We start from the raw sequence: 17,222 nt of genomic DNA on the forward strand, positions 1-17,222 counted from the left end.
AGCACCGCGGTCCCCTGCACCTCGCACGGGTCCAGGAGAGCCGCAGTGGGTCAGGGAACGCGGAATCCGACGACGGCGTACGGGTCCTCGGGCTCGTCGAGTTCGCGCTGCATCCCGCCGCTGGGCGGACGCGGCAGGCGCGGTTCGCGCACACCGGCGCCGCCCCCGCCCTCACCCTCGCCGAAGTCGAACCACACGTAGACCATCGAGTCCCGCGGCACTTCGGCATTCGGCTGCGGGTACTGCCGTACGACGTACTCGACGACGGTCTGGTGGAAGTCGGGCCGGTCCGGCGCGTTGATGAACAGGCCGGTCGACTCGGCCGTCTTGCGCGCGTCCATGGCCATCAGTCCGACAAGTCGCGGTACGCGCACGTCGGGTGTCTTGGGCGGTACGTGCACAGATGTCACCCCCAGCGGTATCTGAAGGGTAACTCCGGCCCGGCATCACCCGGAAGTATCGTGTGTCTTTCTGTAACAGTCGACTACGTTGAGTAGTCATCGACCGTCACAGATCGAGCCGATAGCAGTGCCCCTCCTGCTCCCGGGCCGGTGTGGTGAAGACCTCGGCCAGGTGCATGCCCAGCCGCCGCGTCACCGCGATCGACCGCTTGTTGCCGGCCAGGACCATCGCCACGACGCTCGGCACCTCCGCCGCCCGCAGTCGTTCCAGTGTCATCTGCGCGGCCGCGGTGGCATACCCCTTGCCCCAGTACTCCCGCCCGAGCCGCCACCCGATCTCGATCTCGCCCTTGGGGCCCCAGTCCTGAGGCCACGGCTGGGCGCCGGTGAACCCGATGACCTGCCCGGACTCGCCGACCATGGTCCACAGGCAGAAGCCCCGCTCGGCGTCGTGCCGGCGCTGGCGGGCGGTGAGCTCCTCGTAGAAGGAGAGGTTGGCGGACCTGCCGCCGTGGAACTCCATGACGTCCGGGTCGTCGAAGACCCGGTGCCAGGCGACGGCGTCCTCGTCGGTGGGGACGCGCAGCCGTATTACGGGGAGAGCTCGGTTCACGAGGCAGCCCTTCAGCCGGGTGATCAATTCTGCTGAATAGACTGCCTGTGTCCAGTGCCGCTCGGCACAGAGATTTGTCGAACTTGGGGAGATCCCGCCGTGACCGTCGTGACCGAGCCGCTCTCCGAGAACACCGCCGATGTGATCGTCGTGGGCGCGGGGCCGGCGGGCTCCACGACCGCCTACCACCTCGCCAAGTCCGGCCTCGACGTGCTCCTCTTGGAGAAGACCGAGTTCCCGCGCGAGAAGGTCTGCGGCGACGGCCTGACCCCGCGCGCCACCAAGCAGCTCGTGGCCATGGGCATCGACATCTCCGAGGAGGCCGGCTGGCTGCGCAACAAGGGCCTGCGCATCATCGGCGGCGGCGTCCGCCTCCAGCTGGACTGGCCGGATCTCGCCTCCTTCCCGGACTACGGCCTCGTCCGCAAGCGCGACGACTTCGACGAGCAGCTCGCCCGGCAGGCCCAGAAGGCCGGGGCGCGCCTGTACGAGCGCTGCAACGTCGGCGCCCCGATCATCGACGACCGCACGGGCCACATCACCGGCGTCCACGCCAAGCTCGGCGAGGAGAAGCGCGAAGTCACCTTCCACGCGCCGCTCGTCGTGGCGGCCGACGGCAACTCCACCCGCCTCTCCCTCGCGATGGGCCTGCACCGCCGGGAGGACCGCCCGATGGGTGTCGCGGTCCGGACGTATTTCGAGAGCCCCCGCCACGAGGACGACTACCTGGAGTCCTGGCTGGAACTGTGGGACCGCCGAGGCCCCCAGGACCGCCTGCTCCCCGGCTACGGCTGGATCTTCGGCATGGGCGACGGCACGTCGAACGTCGGCCTGGGCGTCCTGAACACCTCCGACTCCTTCAAGGAACTGGACTGGCGCGAGGTTCTGAAGGCCTGGTGCGCCTCCATGCCCGAGGACTGGGGCTACACGCCGGACAACATGACGGGCCCCATCCGGGGAGCGGCCCTGCCGATGGCCTTCAACCGCCAGCCCCACTACACCAAGGGCCTGCTCCTGGTCGGCGACGCCGGCGGCCTGGTGAACCCCTTCAACGGCGAAGGCATCGCCTACGCCATGGAGTCCGCCCAGATCGCCGCCGACGTCATCGTCCAGGCCCACGCCCGCCCGACGGCCGCGAGCCGCGAACTGGCCCTCCAGCGCTACCCGCGCGTCCTGAAGGACACCTACGGCGGCTACTACACGCTCGGCCGCGCCTTCGTGAAGCTCATCGGCAACCCGAAGGTCATGAAGATCGCGGCCCAGCGCGGCCTCACCCACCCCATGCTGATGAAGTTCACCCTGAAGCTTCTGGCGAACCTGACGGACCCGACCGGCGGCGACGCGATGGACCGGATCATCAACGGCCTCAGCAAGGTGGCACCGAAGGCGTGACCGGCCGGCCGCTCAGCGCCTCGATGCCGGCGGCAGGGTCCGCAACCTCGGCGCCACGCCCGCGAAGGTGGCGCGCTCCCGCGCCGTGGGCCGCGTCTTCATCGAGGCCCTGATCGTCTGGGGCATGCTCGCCCGCGGTCTGGCCGGCGACGCCGACGGCGACTCAATTCCGGGACGTAGTCGACCCAATTCCGGGACGTAAGGGTCTTTTCGCGCCAAGAGCCGTCAACGCGCCCCCGGGCGCGGACAATTCGGACGCGGCGCCGTGTGAACTCCAGGAGTCGTGCCGGACCGGCCGCCCGGAAGGGGGCCCTGAAGCGCGTCGACGAGGTCGGCCACAAAACCGGGCCTGCCCCACACCTTCGACCTCGGACGGGGCCACAGGGGCTGTGGGAGGGCGCACGGAGGGGCCGCCAGCCCCCGAGCGGCTGCGGCCCCTTCCGTGCGACACGTGCGTCCTGTCTGTCCCGTGTGTCAGAGCACCCGCACCGCGCCGGTCGGCGGGTCGTAGGAGAGCGGCTTCTCGACGACGCCGCTCGACGGGTTCTGCGCGCCGACGAACATGCCGTCACCGACGTACACCGCCACGTGGTACGCGCTGCCCGCGCTGCCCCAGTAGAGGATGTCGCCCGGCTGCAGGTTGCTCAGCGAGACCTGGGTGCCGGCCGTCGACTGGTCCTGTGAGACGCGCGGCAGGCTGATGCCGATCTGCTTGAACGCGGTCTGCACCAGGCCCGAGCAGTCATAGGCGGACGAACCGGTGGCACCGGACACATATGCCTTGCCGACCTGTGCCTTGACGAAGCTGACGATCGCGGCGGCCGAACCCGTGGCCGTCGACGAACCCGTCGAGGGGATGGAGGTCGTGGACGCGGCGAGGGTGGTCCGCTCGGCGCTGCGGGAGACGGCGCGCTCGGCGGCGGCCTTGCGAGCGGCCTCGGCCTTCTTCTTGGCCTCCGCCTTGTGCTTCGCCTTGGCGAGGTCCGCCTTGGCCTGCTTCGCGGCGTTTGCGGCGGCCGTGTCACGCTCGGCCTGCAGCTGGTAGTTCGCGGCAGCCTGCTGCGTGGCGTCCGCGGACTGGGCGACCTGAGTGGCCAGATCGGCCGTCAGGGTGGGCAGTTCGAGCGTCTGTGTCACCGGCTCGGCGGCGTTCGCCGAAGCCGACGCACCCGCCGCTGCCATGCCGAGGACGCCACCGGTGACTCCGACGCGCACAGCGAGCGTCGTGGACGCGGTGCGGCGGGGTTTCCGGTGGCTGCGTATGTGAGCGGTGTGGGACATGAGAACAACCGGTATCAGGGGCTCCTCCATACCTTCAAGAAACGTGTGCTGCGCCACAGTTGTTCAATCGGCACTCCGAAAACCTGGTCTCTCGACCTTTATTGACGCCGTAACGGACATTGCGGGCCTGGCCTGTTGCCCCCGTGATCACGGTCTTTCATCGTTACGCCCGAATTGCCCCGCACCTACCACTGGTTGGGACCGGTGGCCAAGCCCCGTTCTCGGACGCCTCTCCTGGGTGTGGCGGAGGTCACGCAACGGTCTCGGCCTGGTCCGCGTCCCGCGCGAAGATCACGACCTGATTGCGCTCGGGTCACGACCGGGCTCCGCTCGTGAATGTGTGCACGCGTCCACACCGCATCACCCAGGTCGCTCTGATGTGTGAACGCGAGCCACTACCAGGGCGCCTCGCCCAACTCCAATTTGCATGCAGAAGAAGTCTCTTGATATTGAGACGACCCCTCCGAGCTGGGCCGACGAGCAGAAATGTCACCTATGGTGACCACTCGGACGCTTCCAGTACGAAGATCACTGCTCATCCGACTTCATGATCGTTCGTCAGGTGGTGGAGATCACAAAGCTTGTGCAATACCCCGTGTCGCAGATCACAGACCGGCGGGCATAAGATGCGAGGCAGTTGGGCTTGTGACCTGCTTCACATGTTCTCGATCTTCGCCCGGGACGGGCGAGGTTGGAGAGACGTATGAGGCCGGTGTGAGTCCGCCACCATCGCCAGCAGTCAGTGCCGACTGAGAGGAGCGAGGAGCGGTGAACGCGTATGCGCCCATCCTCGTACTGGGAGCCCTCGGGGCAGGCTTTGCGATCTTCTCCGTGGTCATGGCCACGCTGATCGGTCCGAAGCGGTACAACCGGGCCAAGCTCGAGGCCTACGAGTGCGGGATCGAGCCGACCCCCACGCCGGCCGGCGGCGGGCGCTTCCCCATCAAGTACTACCTGACGGCGATGCTCTTCATCGTCTTCGACATCGAGATCGTCTTCCTCTACCCCTGGGCCGTCACCTTCGACGCCCTGGGGATTTTCGGGCTCGTGGAGATGCTGCTCTTCGTGCTCACCGTCTTCGTCGCGTACGCGTACGTATGGCGGCGCGGCGGCCTGGAATGGGACTGAGGGGCCTTTAGAACATGGGACTCGAAGAAAAGCTGCCGAGCGGCTTCCTGCTGACCACCGTCGAGCAGGCCGCGGGCTGGGTGCGCAAGGCGTCCGTCTTCCCGGCCACGTTCGGCCTCGCCTGCTGTGCCATCGAAATGATGACCACCGGCGCCGGTCGCTACGACCTGGCGCGCTTCGGCATGGAGGTCTTCCGAGGTTCGCCCCGCCAGGCGGACCTGATGATCGTGGCCGGCCGGGTGAGCCAGAAGATGGCGCCGGTGCTGCGCCAGGTCTATGACCAGATGCCGAACCCCAAGTGGGTGATCTCCATGGGGGTCTGCGCCTCCTCGGGCGGCATGTTCAACAACTACGCGATCGTCCAGGGCGTCGACCACATCGTCCCGGTCGACATCTATCTGCCCGGCTGCCCGCCACGGCCCGAGATGCTGATGGACGCCATCCTCAAGCTCCACCAGAAGATCCAGAGCTCCAAGCTCGGCGTGAACGCCGAGGAGGCGGCTCGCGAGGCGGAGGAAGCGGCGCTCAAGGCCCTGCCCACGATCGAGATGAAGGGGCTGCTGCGGTGAGCGACGCGAACGGCACCAACGGTGCGTCGAACGGGGTGAACCCCGAAAAGGACCTCGGCGCCTCCAACCTCCCCGGCCAGCGCGGCGACGGCGGCGAGGAGATCCGCGTCCAGCGCGGCATGTTCGGCGCCAACAACGGCGGCGACACCTCCGGCTACGGCGGCCTGGTCCGCTCGATCCGGCTCCCGGGACCGGCGGCCCGCCCCTACGGCGGCCCACGCGGCGGAGCCGCATATGGATACTTTGACGAGGTCGCCGACGAACTGGAAGGTGCCCTGGAGGAACAGGGCCTGCTCCCCGGCAACGCGATCGAGAAGACGGTCGTGGACCGCGGTGAACTCACCTTCCACATCGAGCGCGAGCACCTGCTGCGCGTCGCCCGCACCCTGCGCGACGACCCGGCCCTGCGCTTCGAGCTGTGCACCGGCGTCAGCGGAGTCCACTATCTCCACGACAAGGGCCGCGAGCTGCACGCCGTCTACCACCTGCGCTCGATCACCCACAACCGGCTGATCCGCCTGGAGGTCAGCGCCCCGGACGCCGACCCGCACATCCCGTCCCTGGTCTCCGTCTATCCGACCAACGACTGGCACGAGCGCGAGACCTACGACTTCTTCGGGATCGTCTTCGACGGCCACCCGGCCCTGACGCGGATCATGATGCCGGACGACTGGCAGGGCCATCCGCAGCGCAAGGACTACCCCCTCGGCGGCATCCCCGTCGAGTACAAGGGCGCCCAGATTCCGGCTCCGGACCAGCGGAGGTCGTACTCGTGAGCACGCAGCCAGCATCCGCGGCCTCCGCCGCCTCGGCCCGGGAGACCACCGAAGGCACCGTGTACACGGTCACCGGTGGCGACTGGGACGAGGTCGTCCAGGCCGCAGCCCGTGCCGACGACGAGCGCATCGTCCTCAACATGGGCCCGCAGCACCCCTCCACCCACGGTGTGCTCCGCCTGATCCTGGAGATCGACGGCGAGACGGTCACCGAGGCCCGCTGCGGCATCGGCTACCTCCACACCGGCATCGAGAAGAACCTCGAGTTCCGCACGTGGACTCAGGGCACCACGTTCGTGACGCGCATGGACTACCTGACGTCCTTCTTCAACGAGACCGCCTACTGTCTCGCCGTCGAGAAGCTCCTCGGCATCGAGGACCAGATCACCGAGCGAGCCAAGATCATCAGGGTTCTCCTGATGGAGCTGAACCGGCTCTCCTCGCACCTGGTGTGCATCGCCACCGGCGGCATGGAGCTCGGCGCCACCACGATCATGATCTACGGATTCCGTGATCGTGAAATGATTCTCGACATCTACGAGCTCATCACGGGCCTTCGGATGAACCACGCGTACATCCGCCCCGGCGGACTCGCGCAGGACCTGCCGCCCGGCGCGGTGGACCACATCCGCGAGTTCGTGAAGAAGATGAAGAAGAACCTCCCGGAGTACGACAAGCTCGCCACCGGGAACCCCATCTTCAAGGCCCGTATGCAGGACGTCGGCTACCTCGACCTGGCCGGCTGCATGGCCCTCGGCGCCACCGGCCCGATCCTGCGCTCCACCGGCCTGCCGCACGACCTGCGCAAGACGCAGCCGTACTGCGACTACGAGACGTACGACTTCGAGGTCCCGACCGCCGACACCTGCGACTCCTACGGCCGCTTCCTGATCCGCCTTGAGGAGATGCGCCAGTCGCTCGGGATCGTCGAGCAGTGCCTGGACCGGCTGCAGCCCGGCCCGGTCATGGTCGCCGACAAGAAGATCGCCTGGCCCGCCCAGCTCGCCCTGGGGCCGGACGGCCTCGGCAACTCCCTCGACCACATCAAGAAGATCATGGGTACCTCCATGGAGGCCCTGATCCACCACTTCAAGCTGGTCACCGAGGGCTTCCGCGTACCGCCGGGACAGGCGTACGCGGCCGTCGAGTCACCCAAGGGCGAACTCGGGGTGCACGCCGTGTCCGACGGCGGCACCCGCCCCTTCCGGGTCCACTTCCGCGACCCGTCCTTCACCAACCTGCAGGCCATGGCGGCGATGTGCGAGGGCGGCCAGGTCGCCGACGTCATCGTCGCTGTCGCGTCCATCGACCCCGTGATGGGAGGCGTCGACCGGTGACCACCTCTTCTTCGGAGCGGGGCGTCAGCCTGGGCATGCCCGAACTGCCCGCGCCCGCCTACCCGGACGACGTCCGAGCCAGGCTGGAGACGGACGCGCGGGAGTTGATCGCCCGCTACCCCGACTCCCGGTCCGCGCTCCTGCCGTTGCTGCATCTCGTGCAGTCGGAGGAGGGCCATGTCACGCGCACCGGGATGCGGTTCTGCGCGGACGTGCTGGACCTGACCACGGCCGAGGTCACCGCGGTCGCCACCTTCTACACCATGTACCGGCGCAGGCCGAGCGGTGACTACCAGGTGGGCGTCTGCACCAACACCCTGTGCGCGGTGATGGGCGGTGACGCGATCTTCGAGGAGCTCCAGGAGCACCTCGGTGTCGGCAACGGAGAGACCACCGACGACGGCAAGGTCACCCTGGAGCACATCGAGTGCAACGCGGCCTGCGACTTCGCGCCGGTCGTGATGGTCAACTGGGAGTTCTTCGACAACCAGACCCCGGGCAGTGCCAAGCGCCTCGTCGACGACCTGCGCGCGGGCAGGAGCGTGGAGCCCACGCGCGGGGCGCGCCTGTGCACCTTCAAGGAGACCGCGCGGATTCTGGCCGGCTTCCCCGACGAGCGGCCAGGGGCCGTCGAGGCAGGCGGCAGTGCGGGACCGGCATCGCTGGTGGGCCTTCGCCTGGCAAGGGGAGAGGCCGCACCCGCGCGCGTGGTCCATCCGCGGGACGGCGGCCCGCACGACGAGCCGCAGGACAGGGCAGTGCACGAGCCGTCGCCGACCGAGCACCTCAGTTCGCACGATGCGCCGCACGACACGTCGGCCTCCGACCCGGCCCACCCGGCAGGGCCTGCCGCCGAGGAGGGGGAGTGATGACCTTGGCACCCGAACTGAAAGACACCAGCCCCGAGAAGCTGCTCGCACCCGTGCTGTCGGCCTTCTGGGACGAGGACCGGTCCTGGACTCTCGACGTCTACAAAAGGCACGAAGGTTACGAGGGGCTCCGCAAGGCCCTCGCGATGTCCCCGGACGACTTGATCGCGTACGTCAAGGACTCCGGGCTGCGCGGCCGTGGCGGCGCGGGATTCCCGACGGGAATGAAATGGCAGTTCATTCCCCAGGGAGATGGAAAGCCGCACTATCTAGTTGTCAACGCCGACGAGTCGGAGCCTGGCACCTGCAAGGACATCCCGCTCCTCTTCGCGAACCCGCATAGCCTCATCGAGGGCATTGTCATCGCGTGTTATGCCATCAGGTCGTCGCATGCCTTCATCTATCTGCGTGGTGAGGTCGTCCCCGTGTTGCGGCGGTTGCACGAGGCCGTGCGCGAGGCCTATGCGGCCGGCTACCTCGGCGAGAACATCCTGGGCAGCGGGCTCGACCTCCAGGTCACCGTGCACGCGGGTGCGGGCGCGTACATCTGCGGTGAAGAGACCGCGCTGCTCGACTCGCTCGAAGGCCGCCGGGGTCAACCGCGGCTCCGTCCCCCTTTCCCTGCTGTCGCGGGCCTCTATGCGTGCCCGACTGTAGTGAATAACGTCGAGTCGATCGCGTCGGTTCCCGCAATCCTGGCTCGGGGCAAAGAATGGTTCCGGTCGATGGGCAGCGAGAAGTCGCCGGGCTTCACGCTCTATTCCCTCAGCGGCCACGTCGCGAGCCCCGGCCAGTACGAGGCCCCGCTCGGCATCACGCTCCGCCAGCTCCTCGAGATGAGCGGCGGCATGCGGTCGGGCCACCGGCTCAAGTTCTGGACGCCAGGCGGATCTTCGACGCCGATGTTCACGGAAGAGCACCTCGACGTACCTCTCGACTACGAGGGAGTCGGCGCCGCCGGCTCGATGCTCGGCACCAAAGCCCTGCAGTGCTTCGACGAGACGACCTGCGTCGTGCGCGCCGTCACCCGCTGGACCGAGTTCTACGCCCACGAGTCCTGCGGCAAGTGCACCCCGTGCCGCGAAGGAACGTACTGGCTCGTGCAGTTGCTGCGCGACATCGAGGCCGGCAAGGGCGTCATGTCCGACCTCGACAAGCTGAACGACATCGCCGACAACATCAACGGCAAGTCCTTCTGCGCCCTCGGCGACGGCGCCGCCTCGCCGATCTTCTCCTCGCTCAAGTACTTCCGCGACGAGTACGAGCAGCACATCACGGGCCGCGGATGCCCCTTCGACCCTGCCAAGTCGACGGCCTGGGCCGACCGCACGGAGGTGAACGCATGACTGTGACCACCAACGCTCCCTCGGGAGGGGGAGAGGCGGCGGTCCCGCCGGAAGATCTCGTCTCGCTGACGATCGACGGCGCCGAGATCAGCGTGCCCAAGGGCACCCTGGTCATCCGGGCCGCCGAGCAACTCGGCATCGAGATCCCCCGGTTCTGCGACCACCCTCTCCTCGACCCGGCCGGCGCCTGCCGCCAGTGCATCGTCGAGGTCGAGGGCCAGCGCAAGCCGATGGCGTCCTGCACCATCACGTGCACGGACGGCATGGTGGTGAAGACCCACCTCACCTCGCCGGTCGCCGAGAAGGCACAGCACGGTGTGATGGAGCTGCTCCTCATCAACCACCCGCTGGACTGCCCGGTCTGCGACAAGGGCGGCGAGTGCCCCCTGCAGAACCAGGCCATGTCCCACGGTCGGGCCGAGTCGCGGTTCGAGGGCAGGAAGCGGACCTACGAGAAGCCCGTCCCGATCTCCACTCAGGTGCTGCTCGACCGTGAGCGATGCGTGCTGTGCGCGCGCTGCACCCGCTTCTCCAACCAGATCGCGGGCGACCCGATGATCGAGCTGCTGGAGCGGGGCGCGCTGCAGCAGGTCGGCACCGGAGAGGGTGACCCCTTCGAGTCGTACTTCTCCGGCAACACCATCCAGATCTGCCCGGTCGGCGCGCTGACCTCGGCGGCGTATCGCTTCCGCTCCCGCCCCTTCGACCTGGTGTCGTCCCCGAGCGTGTGCGAGCACTGCTCCGGCGGCTGCGCCACCCGCACCGACCACCGGCGCGGCAAGGTCATGCGACGGCTCGCGGCCAACGACCCCGAGGTCAACGAGGAGTGGATCTGCGACAAGGGACGCTTCGCGTTCCGGTACGCGCAGCAGCGCGACCGGCTCGAGACGCCTCTTGTGCGCAACGCCGAGGGCGACCTCGAACCGGCCTCCTGGCCGGAGGCGCTGCAGATCGCCGCTCAGGGGCTGCTCGCCTCGCGCGGCAGGACAGGTCTGCTGACCGGCGGCCGCCTCACCATCGAGGACGCGTACGCGTACAGCAAGTTCGCGCGCGTGGCGCTCGACACGAACGACATTGACTTCCGCGCGCGCGTGCACAGCAGCGAGGAGTCCGACTTCCTCGCCGCCAAGGTCGCCGGTCGCGGTCGTGATCTCGACGGTACGGGCGTCACGTACACCGCCCTGGAGAAGGCGCCCGCCGTTCTGCTGGTCGGGTTCGAGGCCGAGGAGGAGGCGCCCGGCGTCTTCCTGCGGCTGCGCAAGGCCTGGCGTGGGCACGGGCAGAAGGTGTTCTCGCTGGCCACGCACACCACGCGCGGCCTGGAGAAGGCCGGAGGCACGCTGCTGCCGGCCGCCCCGGGCACCGAGACCGAGTGGCTGGACGCACTCGCGAGCGGAGTCGGCCTGGAGGATCCCGGCGCGAAGGCCGCCGAGGCGCTGCGCGCCGAGGGCGCGGTGATCGTCGTCGGCGAGCGACTGGCCGCGGTGGAGGGCGGGCTGACTGCCGCCGTACGGGCAGCGGCCGCCACCGGCGCCCAGCTGGTGTGGATCCCGCGGCGGGCCGGTGAGCGCGGCGCCCTCGAGGTGGGCGCGCTGCCCTCGCTGCTGCCGGGCGGCCGTCCGGCCACCGATCCACGCGCGCGTGAAGAGGTCGCCGCGGTCTGGGGCGTGGCCGAACTCCCGCACCGCTACGGCCGCGACACGGGCCAGATCGTCGAGGCCGCCGCGTCCGGCGAGCTGCAGGCCCTGGTGGTCGCGGGCGTGGAGGTCGCCGACCTGCCCGACCCGGCACGCGCGCGTGAAGCACTTCACGAGGCCGGTTTCGTGGTGTCACTGGAGCTGCGGCCCAGCGAGGTCAGCGAGCGCGCGGACGTCGTGCTCCCCGTCGCCGCGGTCGCCGAGAAGGCCGGCACATTCCTCAACTGGGAGGGCCGGGTGCGGTTCTTCGAGGCCGCGCTCAAGCCGGACCAGATGGCCCGCCGGCTCGCGCCCACCGACGCGCGCGTGCTGCAGATGCTGGCCGACGCCATGGACGTACACCTGGGTCTGCCGGACCTGCGCACCGTGCGTGCGGAGCTGGACCGGCTGGGCGCCTGGGACGGTCCGCGGGCCACCGAACCGCTGGAGACCGCGACCCAGTTGCCGCGGCCCGCCGCCGGGGAGGCCGTACTCGCCGGACACCGGCTGCTGCTCGACCGGGGCGTCCTCCAGGAGGGCGACGAGGCGCTCGCCGGAACCCGGCACGCGGCCCACGCGCGCGTGTCAGCCGCGACGGCCGCCGAAGCCGGCGTCAAGGACGGCGACGCCCTCGCCGTGACCGGACCCGCCGGAGTCGTCGAACTCCCGCTGCAGATCACGGAGATGCCGGACCGGGTGGTCTGGCTTCCGCTGAACTCCGCAGGCGGCGGCGTCGCCTCCGACACCGGGGCGCTGCCCGGCGCTCTCGTCCGTATCGGCCCGGCGACGCTCGTCGGCGAGGCCCCGAAGGAGGTGGAGGCATGAGCCCGTACCTCGCCGCTGAAGACCTCTCCATGTTCGGCCACGACCCCTGGTGGCTGGTCGTCGTCAAGGCGGTCTTCTGCTTCGCGTTCCTGATGGTGACCGTGCTGTTCTCCATCGTCTGGGAGCGCAAGGTCGTCGCCTGGATGCAGCTGCGCATCGGCCCCAACCGGCACGGCCCCTGGGGCATGCTCCAGTCGCTCGCCGACGGCGTCAAGCTGATGCTCAAGGAAGACGTCATCGTCAAACGCGCGGACAAGGTCGTCTACGTCCTCGCACCGATCGTCGCGGCCATCCCGGCCTTCATGGCGATCGCGGTGATCCCCTTCGGCCCGGCCGACAACGAGATCTCGGTCTTCGGCCACCGCACGACGATGCAGCTGACGGACCTGCCGATCGCGATGCTGTTCATCCTCGCGGTCGCCTCGGTCGGCATCTACGGCATCGTGCTGGCGGGTTGGAGTTCTGGATCCACCTATCCGCTCCTCGGCGGCCTGCGCTCCTGCGCGCAGATGATCTCGTACGAGATCGCCATGGGTGCCGCCTTCGCCTCCGTGTTCCTCTACTCGGGGTCGATGTCGACGTCGACGATCGTCGAGCAGCAGCACGACCGCTGGTACATCGTGCTGCTGCCGGTCTCCTTCATCATCTACATCGTCACGATGGTCGGCGAGACCAACCGCGCCCCCTTCGACATGCCGGAGTCCGAGGGCGACCTGGTCGGCGGCTTCAACACCGAGTACTCCTCGATCAAGTTCGCGCTGTTCATGCTCGCCGAGTACGTGAACATGGTGACGGTCTCGGCCGTGTCGACCACGCTCTTCCTCGGCGGCTGGCGCGCCCCCTGGCCGATCAGCACCTTCTGGGAGGGCGCGAACCACGGCTGGTGGCCGCTGCTCTGGTTCGTGATCAAGGTCCAGCTGCTGCTGTTCTTCTTCATCTGGCTGCGCGGCACCCTCCCGAGGGTCCGCTACGACCAGTTGATGAAGCTCGGCTGGAAGGTCCTCATCCCGGTCTCCGTGGTCTGGCTGATGCTGGTCGCCACGGTGCGGGCGATGAAGAACGAGAACTACGACTTCGCCGACATCGCCCTCTACATCGGCGCCGGCGTCCTCGCCCTGCTGCTGCTGTCCTTCGTCGCCGACATGTTCCGCGAGAAGGCGAAGGAGGCCGGAGCGCCCGCTGCCGCGGAAGACGCCGGATTCGACCCGATGGCAGGCGGATTCCCCGTGCCGCCGCTGCCGGGGCAGGAGCTGCCGGCGGTGCCCAGGCGCCGTCCGCAACGCGAGCGGGAGCTCATTGTCAGTGGCGGGTCGGATACTGCCAGTGGCGGATCTTCGGAGGGAAAGGAGGCGTCCGATGGCTGAGGAGCCCAAGGAGACCGAGCAGTTGAAGCCTGGTTTCATGAACCCCGTCGCAGGCTTCGGCGTGACCTTCAAGGCCATGTTCAAGAAGCGGCTGACCGAGCAGTACCCGGAGCAGCAGAAGACCACCGCCCCCCGATTCCATGGACGGCACCAGCTCAACCGCCATCCGGACGGCCTGGAGAAGTGCGTCGGCTGCGAGCTGTGCGCCTGGGCCTGCCCCGCCGACGCCATCTATGTCGAGGGCGCCGACAACACGGAGGAGGAGCGCTACTCCCCGGGCGAGCGCTACGGGCGCGTCTACCAGATCAACTACGCCCGCTGCATCCTGTGCGGCCTGTGCATCGAGGCGTGCCCCACGCGCGCGCTCACGATGACCAACGAGTTCGAGCTCGCCGACAGCAGCCGCGCCAACCTCATCTACACCAAGGAACAGCTGCTCGCCGGCCTCGAAGAGGGCATGGTCGACAGCCCGCACGCCATCTACCCCGGAATGGACGAGCAGGACTACTACCGAGGGCTCGTCACCGAGGCCGCGCCCGGCACCGAGCCCCAAGTCGCCGTGTCCAAGGACGAGCACCCCAAGGAAGAGGGGGTCGAGGCATGAGTGACCTCGCCGCCTACTCCACCTCCACCGGAGAGGCCTTCCAGTTCTGGGTCCTCGGTACCGTCGCCGTGCTCGGCGCGCTGGCCACCGTGTTCATGAAGAAGGCCGTGCACAGTGCTCTGTCGCTCGCCGCCACCATGATCATCCTGGCGGTGTTCTACCTCGCCAACGGCGCCTACTTCCTGGGCATCGTGCAGGTCGTCGTCTACACCGGCGCAATCATGATGTTGTTCCTGTTCGTGGTGATGCTCGTCGGCGTGACGGCTGCGGACTCCCTGAAGGAGACCATCAAGGGTCAGCGCTGGCTGGCCCTTCTCTGCGGGCTCGGCTTCGGCATCCTGCTGTTCGCCGGGATCGGCAACGCGTCCCTCACGGAGTTCAACGGACTCGGTGAGGCGAACGCGAACGGCAATGTGGAGGGCCTCGCGACCCTCATCTTCACCAAGTACGTGTTCGCCTTCGAAATCACCGGCGCCCTGCTGATCACCGCCGCCGTCGGCGCCATGGTGCTCACCCACCGCGAGCGCACCGAGCGTGCCAAGACGCAGCGCGAGCTGTCCGAAGAGCGCGTCCGCGAGGGCAAGCACCTCCCGCCGCTGCCGGCGCCCGGCGTGTACGCCCGGCACAACGCGGTGGACATCGCGGGTCTGCTGCCCGACGGCACCCCGTCCGAGCTCACCGTCAGCAAGACACTGCGCGAACGCGGCCAGATCCGTGACGTGTCGTCGGAGGCGCTCAACGACCTCAAGGCGCTGGAGCAGCGCGCGGAGGAACGCCTGGAGCGCACCGAGGTCGAGCGGGCCACCTTCAAGCGGGAGGAGGCGTCGAAGTGAACCCGGTCAACTACCTGTATCTCTCGGCCCTGTTGTTCACGATCGGTGCCACCGGCGTGCTGATCAGGCGCAACGCGATCGTGGTGTTCATGTGCATCGAGCTGATGCTGAACGCCTGCAACCTCGCGTTCGTCACCTTCTCCCGGATGCACGGCAATCTCGACGGCCAGATCATCGCCTTCTTCACGATGGTCGTCGCCGCCGCCGAGGTCGTGGTCGGGCTGGCGATCATCGTTTCCCTGTTCCGTTCCCGCCACTCGGCCTCGGTCGACGACGCCAGCCTGATGAAGCTCTGAGGGGTCGGAAGAATCGTGGAGAACCTGATTGCGCTGCTGGTGGCGGCGCCACTGCTCGGAGCGGCCGTACTGCTGTGCGGCGGCCGGCGGCTCGATGCCGTCGGCCACTGGATCGGCACGGTCCTCGCGGCCGCCTCCTTCGTCATCGGTGTCGTCCTCTTCGCCGACCTGCTCGGCAGGAACGCCGAGCACCGGACCCTGATCCAGCACCTGTGGACGTGGATCCCGGTCGAGAGCTTCCAGGCGGACGTCACCTTCCGTCTCGACCAGCTGTCGATGACGTTCGTGCTGCTGATCACCGGCGTCGGCTCGCTGATCCATCTGTACTCGGTCGGGTACATGGAGCACGACGAGCGCCGCCGCCGCTTCTTCGGCTATCTGAACCTGTTCCTCGCGGCGATGCTGCTGCTGGTCCTCGCCGACAACTACCTGCTGCTGTACGTCGGCTGGGAGGGCGTCGGTCTGGCGTCCTACCTGCTGATCGGCTTCTGGCAGCACAAGCCCAGCGCGGCAACCGCGGCCAAGAAGGCCTTCCTGGTCAACCGCGTCGGCGACATGGGCCTGTCCATCGCCATCATGCTGATGTTCTCGACGTTCGGGACCTTCGCCTTCGGGCCGGTGTTCGACAGTGTCGGCGACACCTCCGAGGGCAAGCTCACCGCGATCGGCCTGATGCTCCTGCTCGCCGCCTGCGGCAAGTCCGCCCAGGTGCCGCTGCAGTCCTGGCTCGGGGACGCGATGGAGGGCCCGACCCCCGTCTCGGCCCTCATCCACGCCGCGACGATGGTGACCGCGGGCGTGTACCTGATCGTCCGCTCCGCAGCGATCTTCAACGCGGCGCCCGACGCGCAGCTGGCGGTCACCGTGGTCGGTGCCGTCACGCTCCTGTTCGGTGCGATCGTCGGTTGCGCCAAGGACGACATCAAGAAGGCGCTGGCCGGCTCGACCATGTCGCAGATCGGCTACATGGTGCTGGCCGCGGGCCTGGGCCCCATCGGCTACGTCTTCGCGATCATGCACCTCGTGACGCACGGCTTCTTCAAGGCCGGGCTCTTCCTCGGAGCCGGTTCGGTCATGCACGGCATGAACGACGAGGTGGACATGAGGAAGTACGGCGGCCTCAGGAAGTACATGCCGGTCACCTTCGTCACCTTCGGCCTCGGCTACCTGGCCATCATCGGCTTCCCGGGACTGTCCGGCTTCTTCTCCAAGGACAAGATCATCGAGGCGGCGTTCGCCAAGGGCGGCACCGAGGGCTGGATCCTCGGCGGCTGCGCACTGCTGGGCGCGGCGATCACGGCGTACTACATGACGCGCGTGATGCTGATGACGTTCTTCGGGGAGAAGCGCTGGCAGCCCGATGAGAACGGCAACGAGCCGCACCCGCACGAGTCGCCCAAGACCATGACGATCCCCATGATCGTGCTGTCCTTCGGGTCCGTCGCGGCCGGCTTCCTGTTCAACCTGCAGAGCAGTTTCCTGCACTGGCTCGAGCCGATCACCGGCCACAAGGAGGGCGACTCACCCGTCAGCGCCCTCACGGTCACGCTCGCCACCATGGCCGTCCTGGTCGTCGGTGTCGCCATCGCGTACGCCCAGTACGGCCGACGCCCGGTCCCGGTCGTCGCCCCGCGAGGGTCGCTGCTCACCCGAGCCGCCCGGCGCGATCTGCTGCAGGACGACTTCAACCACGTCGTCCTGGTCCGCGGCGGCGAGCACCTCACGCGCTCCCTGGTGTACGTCGACCACACCCTGGTCGACGGTGTCGTCAACGGCACGGCGGCCTCGGTCGGCGGCCTGTCCGGACGGCTGCGCCGACTGCAGAACGGTTTCGCGCGGTCGTACGCGGTCTCGATGTTCGGCGGTGCGGCGGTCCTCATCGCCGCGACCCTGCTGATGAGGGCGGTCTGAT

The 17,222-nt window shown here is 68.3% G+C and carries 17 protein-coding genes; 14 read left to right on the forward strand and 3 right to left on the reverse strand.

Going from position 1 to position 17,222, the window contains the following annotated elements:
- Nucleotides 1-50: 50 nt before the first annotated feature.
- A complete protein-coding gene (locus OOK07_RS25715; protein ID WP_266520551.1) occupies nt 51-374 on the reverse strand; it encodes a PASTA domain-containing protein in 324 nt (107 codons plus the stop codon).
- Between the two features lie 133 nt (nt 375-507).
- On the reverse strand, nt 508-1,014 hold the full coding sequence (locus tag OOK07_RS25720) for a GNAT family N-acetyltransferase (protein ID WP_266683152.1): 507 nt from the start codon (nt 1,012-1,014) through the stop codon (nt 508-510).
- Between the two features lie 99 nt (nt 1,015-1,113).
- Between OOK07_RS25720 and OOK07_RS25725 the strand changes: the two genes are divergently transcribed.
- A complete protein-coding gene (locus tag OOK07_RS25725) occupies nt 1,114-2,406 on the forward strand; it encodes a geranylgeranyl reductase family protein (RefSeq protein ID WP_266683153.1) in 1,293 nt (430 codons plus the stop codon).
- A gap of 67 nt (nt 2,407-2,473) precedes the next feature.
- Nucleotides 2,474-2,608, forward strand: a complete 135-nt coding sequence (locus OOK07_RS25730; RefSeq protein ID WP_266683155.1) for a hypothetical protein — start codon at nt 2,474-2,476, stop codon at nt 2,606-2,608.
- A gap of 272 nt (nt 2,609-2,880) precedes the next feature.
- Here the strand turns inward: OOK07_RS25730 and OOK07_RS25735 are convergent, their stop codons facing one another.
- Nucleotides 2,881-3,687 (reverse strand): C40 family peptidase, encoded by an 807-nt coding sequence (locus OOK07_RS25735; RefSeq protein ID WP_266798770.1) that lies wholly within the window; start codon nt 3,685-3,687, stop codon nt 2,881-2,883.
- A 768-nt stretch (nt 3,688-4,455) separates the two neighbouring features.
- Between OOK07_RS25735 and OOK07_RS25740 the strand changes: the two genes are divergently transcribed.
- The 12 genes from OOK07_RS25740 to nuoL are packed head-to-tail and all read left to right on the forward strand — an operon-like array spanning nt 4,456 to nt 17,221.
- Entirely contained in the window at nt 4,456-4,815 is a 360-nt protein-coding gene (locus OOK07_RS25740) for an NADH-quinone oxidoreductase subunit A (RefSeq protein ID WP_003992243.1), read from the forward strand.
- 14 nt (nt 4,816-4,829) lie between these two features.
- On the forward strand, nt 4,830-5,384 hold the full coding sequence (locus OOK07_RS25745) for a NuoB/complex I 20 kDa subunit family protein (RefSeq protein WP_007383964.1): 555 nt from the start codon (nt 4,830-4,832) through the stop codon (nt 5,382-5,384).
- On the forward strand, nt 5,381-6,160 hold the full coding sequence (locus OOK07_RS25750; RefSeq protein WP_266798772.1) for an NADH-quinone oxidoreductase subunit C: 780 nt from the start codon (nt 5,381-5,383) through the stop codon (nt 6,158-6,160). The genes OOK07_RS25745 and OOK07_RS25750 overlap by 4 nt, the downstream gene beginning before the upstream one ends.
- Nucleotides 6,157-7,497, forward strand: coding sequence for an NADH-quinone oxidoreductase subunit D (locus tag OOK07_RS25755; protein ID WP_266683158.1), 1,341 nt, complete (start codon nt 6,157-6,159; stop codon nt 7,495-7,497). The genes OOK07_RS25750 and OOK07_RS25755 overlap by 4 nt, the downstream gene beginning before the upstream one ends.
- Nucleotides 7,494-8,366 (forward strand): NADH-quinone oxidoreductase subunit NuoE, encoded by an 873-nt coding sequence (gene nuoE, locus OOK07_RS25760; RefSeq protein WP_266683159.1) that lies wholly within the window; start codon nt 7,494-7,496, stop codon nt 8,364-8,366. The genes OOK07_RS25755 and nuoE overlap by 4 nt, the downstream gene beginning before the upstream one ends.
- Nucleotides 8,366-9,712 (forward strand): NADH-quinone oxidoreductase subunit NuoF, encoded by a 1,347-nt coding sequence (nuoF, locus tag OOK07_RS25765; RefSeq protein ID WP_405670990.1) that lies wholly within the window; start codon nt 8,366-8,368, stop codon nt 9,710-9,712. The genes nuoE and nuoF overlap by 1 nt, the downstream gene beginning before the upstream one ends.
- The gene (locus tag OOK07_RS25770) at nt 9,709-12,213 is read left to right on the forward strand and encodes an NADH-quinone oxidoreductase subunit G (RefSeq protein ID WP_266798775.1); all 2,505 of its coding nucleotides are present in this window, start codon (nt 9,709-9,711) and stop codon (nt 12,211-12,213) included. Before nuoF ends, OOK07_RS25770 begins: the two co-directional genes overlap by 4 nt.
- The gene (gene nuoH / locus OOK07_RS25775; protein WP_266798777.1) at nt 12,210-13,577 is read left to right on the forward strand and encodes an NADH-quinone oxidoreductase subunit NuoH; all 1,368 of its coding nucleotides are present in this window, start codon (nt 12,210-12,212) and stop codon (nt 13,575-13,577) included. Before OOK07_RS25770 ends, nuoH begins: the two co-directional genes overlap by 4 nt.
- Nucleotides 13,570-14,181 (forward strand): NADH-quinone oxidoreductase subunit NuoI, encoded by a 612-nt coding sequence (gene nuoI, locus OOK07_RS25780; protein WP_266683167.1) that lies wholly within the window; start codon nt 13,570-13,572, stop codon nt 14,179-14,181. Before nuoH ends, nuoI begins: the two co-directional genes overlap by 8 nt.
- Nucleotides 14,178-15,014 carry an NADH-quinone oxidoreductase subunit J gene (locus tag OOK07_RS25785; RefSeq protein ID WP_266683169.1) on the forward strand — a complete coding sequence of 279 codons (837 nt, stop codon included), beginning with the start codon at nt 14,178-14,180 and terminating at the stop codon, nt 15,012-15,014. Before nuoI ends, OOK07_RS25785 begins: the two co-directional genes overlap by 4 nt.
- The gene (gene nuoK / locus OOK07_RS25790; RefSeq protein WP_242779136.1) at nt 15,011-15,310 is read left to right on the forward strand and encodes an NADH-quinone oxidoreductase subunit NuoK; all 300 of its coding nucleotides are present in this window, start codon (nt 15,011-15,013) and stop codon (nt 15,308-15,310) included. The genes OOK07_RS25785 and nuoK overlap by 4 nt, the downstream gene beginning before the upstream one ends.
- Nucleotides 15,311-15,325: 15 nt before the next feature.
- A complete protein-coding gene (gene nuoL, locus OOK07_RS25795) occupies nt 15,326-17,221 on the forward strand; it encodes an NADH-quinone oxidoreductase subunit L (RefSeq protein WP_266683171.1) in 1,896 nt (631 codons plus the stop codon).
- Nucleotide 17,222: the final 1 nt, after the last annotated feature.

The organism is Streptomyces sp. NBC_00078, from assembly GCF_026343335.1.
In the GTDB taxonomy this organism is placed as follows: Bacteria; Actinomycetota; Actinomycetes; order Streptomycetales; family Streptomycetaceae; genus Streptomyces.

Excerpts from the sequence above, each read along its gene's own strand:
- OOK07_RS25735 (WP_266798770.1), bottom strand. The coding sequence starts at position 3,687 with ATGTCCCACACCGCTCACATACGCAGCCACCGGAAACCCCGCCGCACC.
- OOK07_RS25745 (WP_007383964.1), top strand. The coding sequence starts at position 4,830 with ATGGGACTCGAAGAAAAGCTGCCGAGCGGCTTCCTGCTGACCACCGTC.
- nuoF (WP_405670990.1), top strand. The coding sequence starts at position 8,366 with ATGACCTTGGCACCCGAACTGAAAGACACCAGCCCCGAGAAGCTGCTC.
- OOK07_RS25770 (WP_266798775.1), top strand. The coding sequence starts at position 9,709 with ATGACTGTGACCACCAACGCTCCCTCGGGAGGGGGAGAGGCGGCGGTC.
- nuoH (WP_266798777.1), top strand. The coding sequence starts at position 12,210 with ATGAGCCCGTACCTCGCCGCTGAAGACCTCTCCATGTTCGGCCACGAC.
- nuoI (WP_266683167.1), top strand. The coding sequence starts at position 13,570 with ATGGCTGAGGAGCCCAAGGAGACCGAGCAGTTGAAGCCTGGTTTCATG.
- OOK07_RS25785 (WP_266683169.1), top strand. The coding sequence starts at position 14,178 with ATGAGTGACCTCGCCGCCTACTCCACCTCCACCGGAGAGGCCTTCCAG.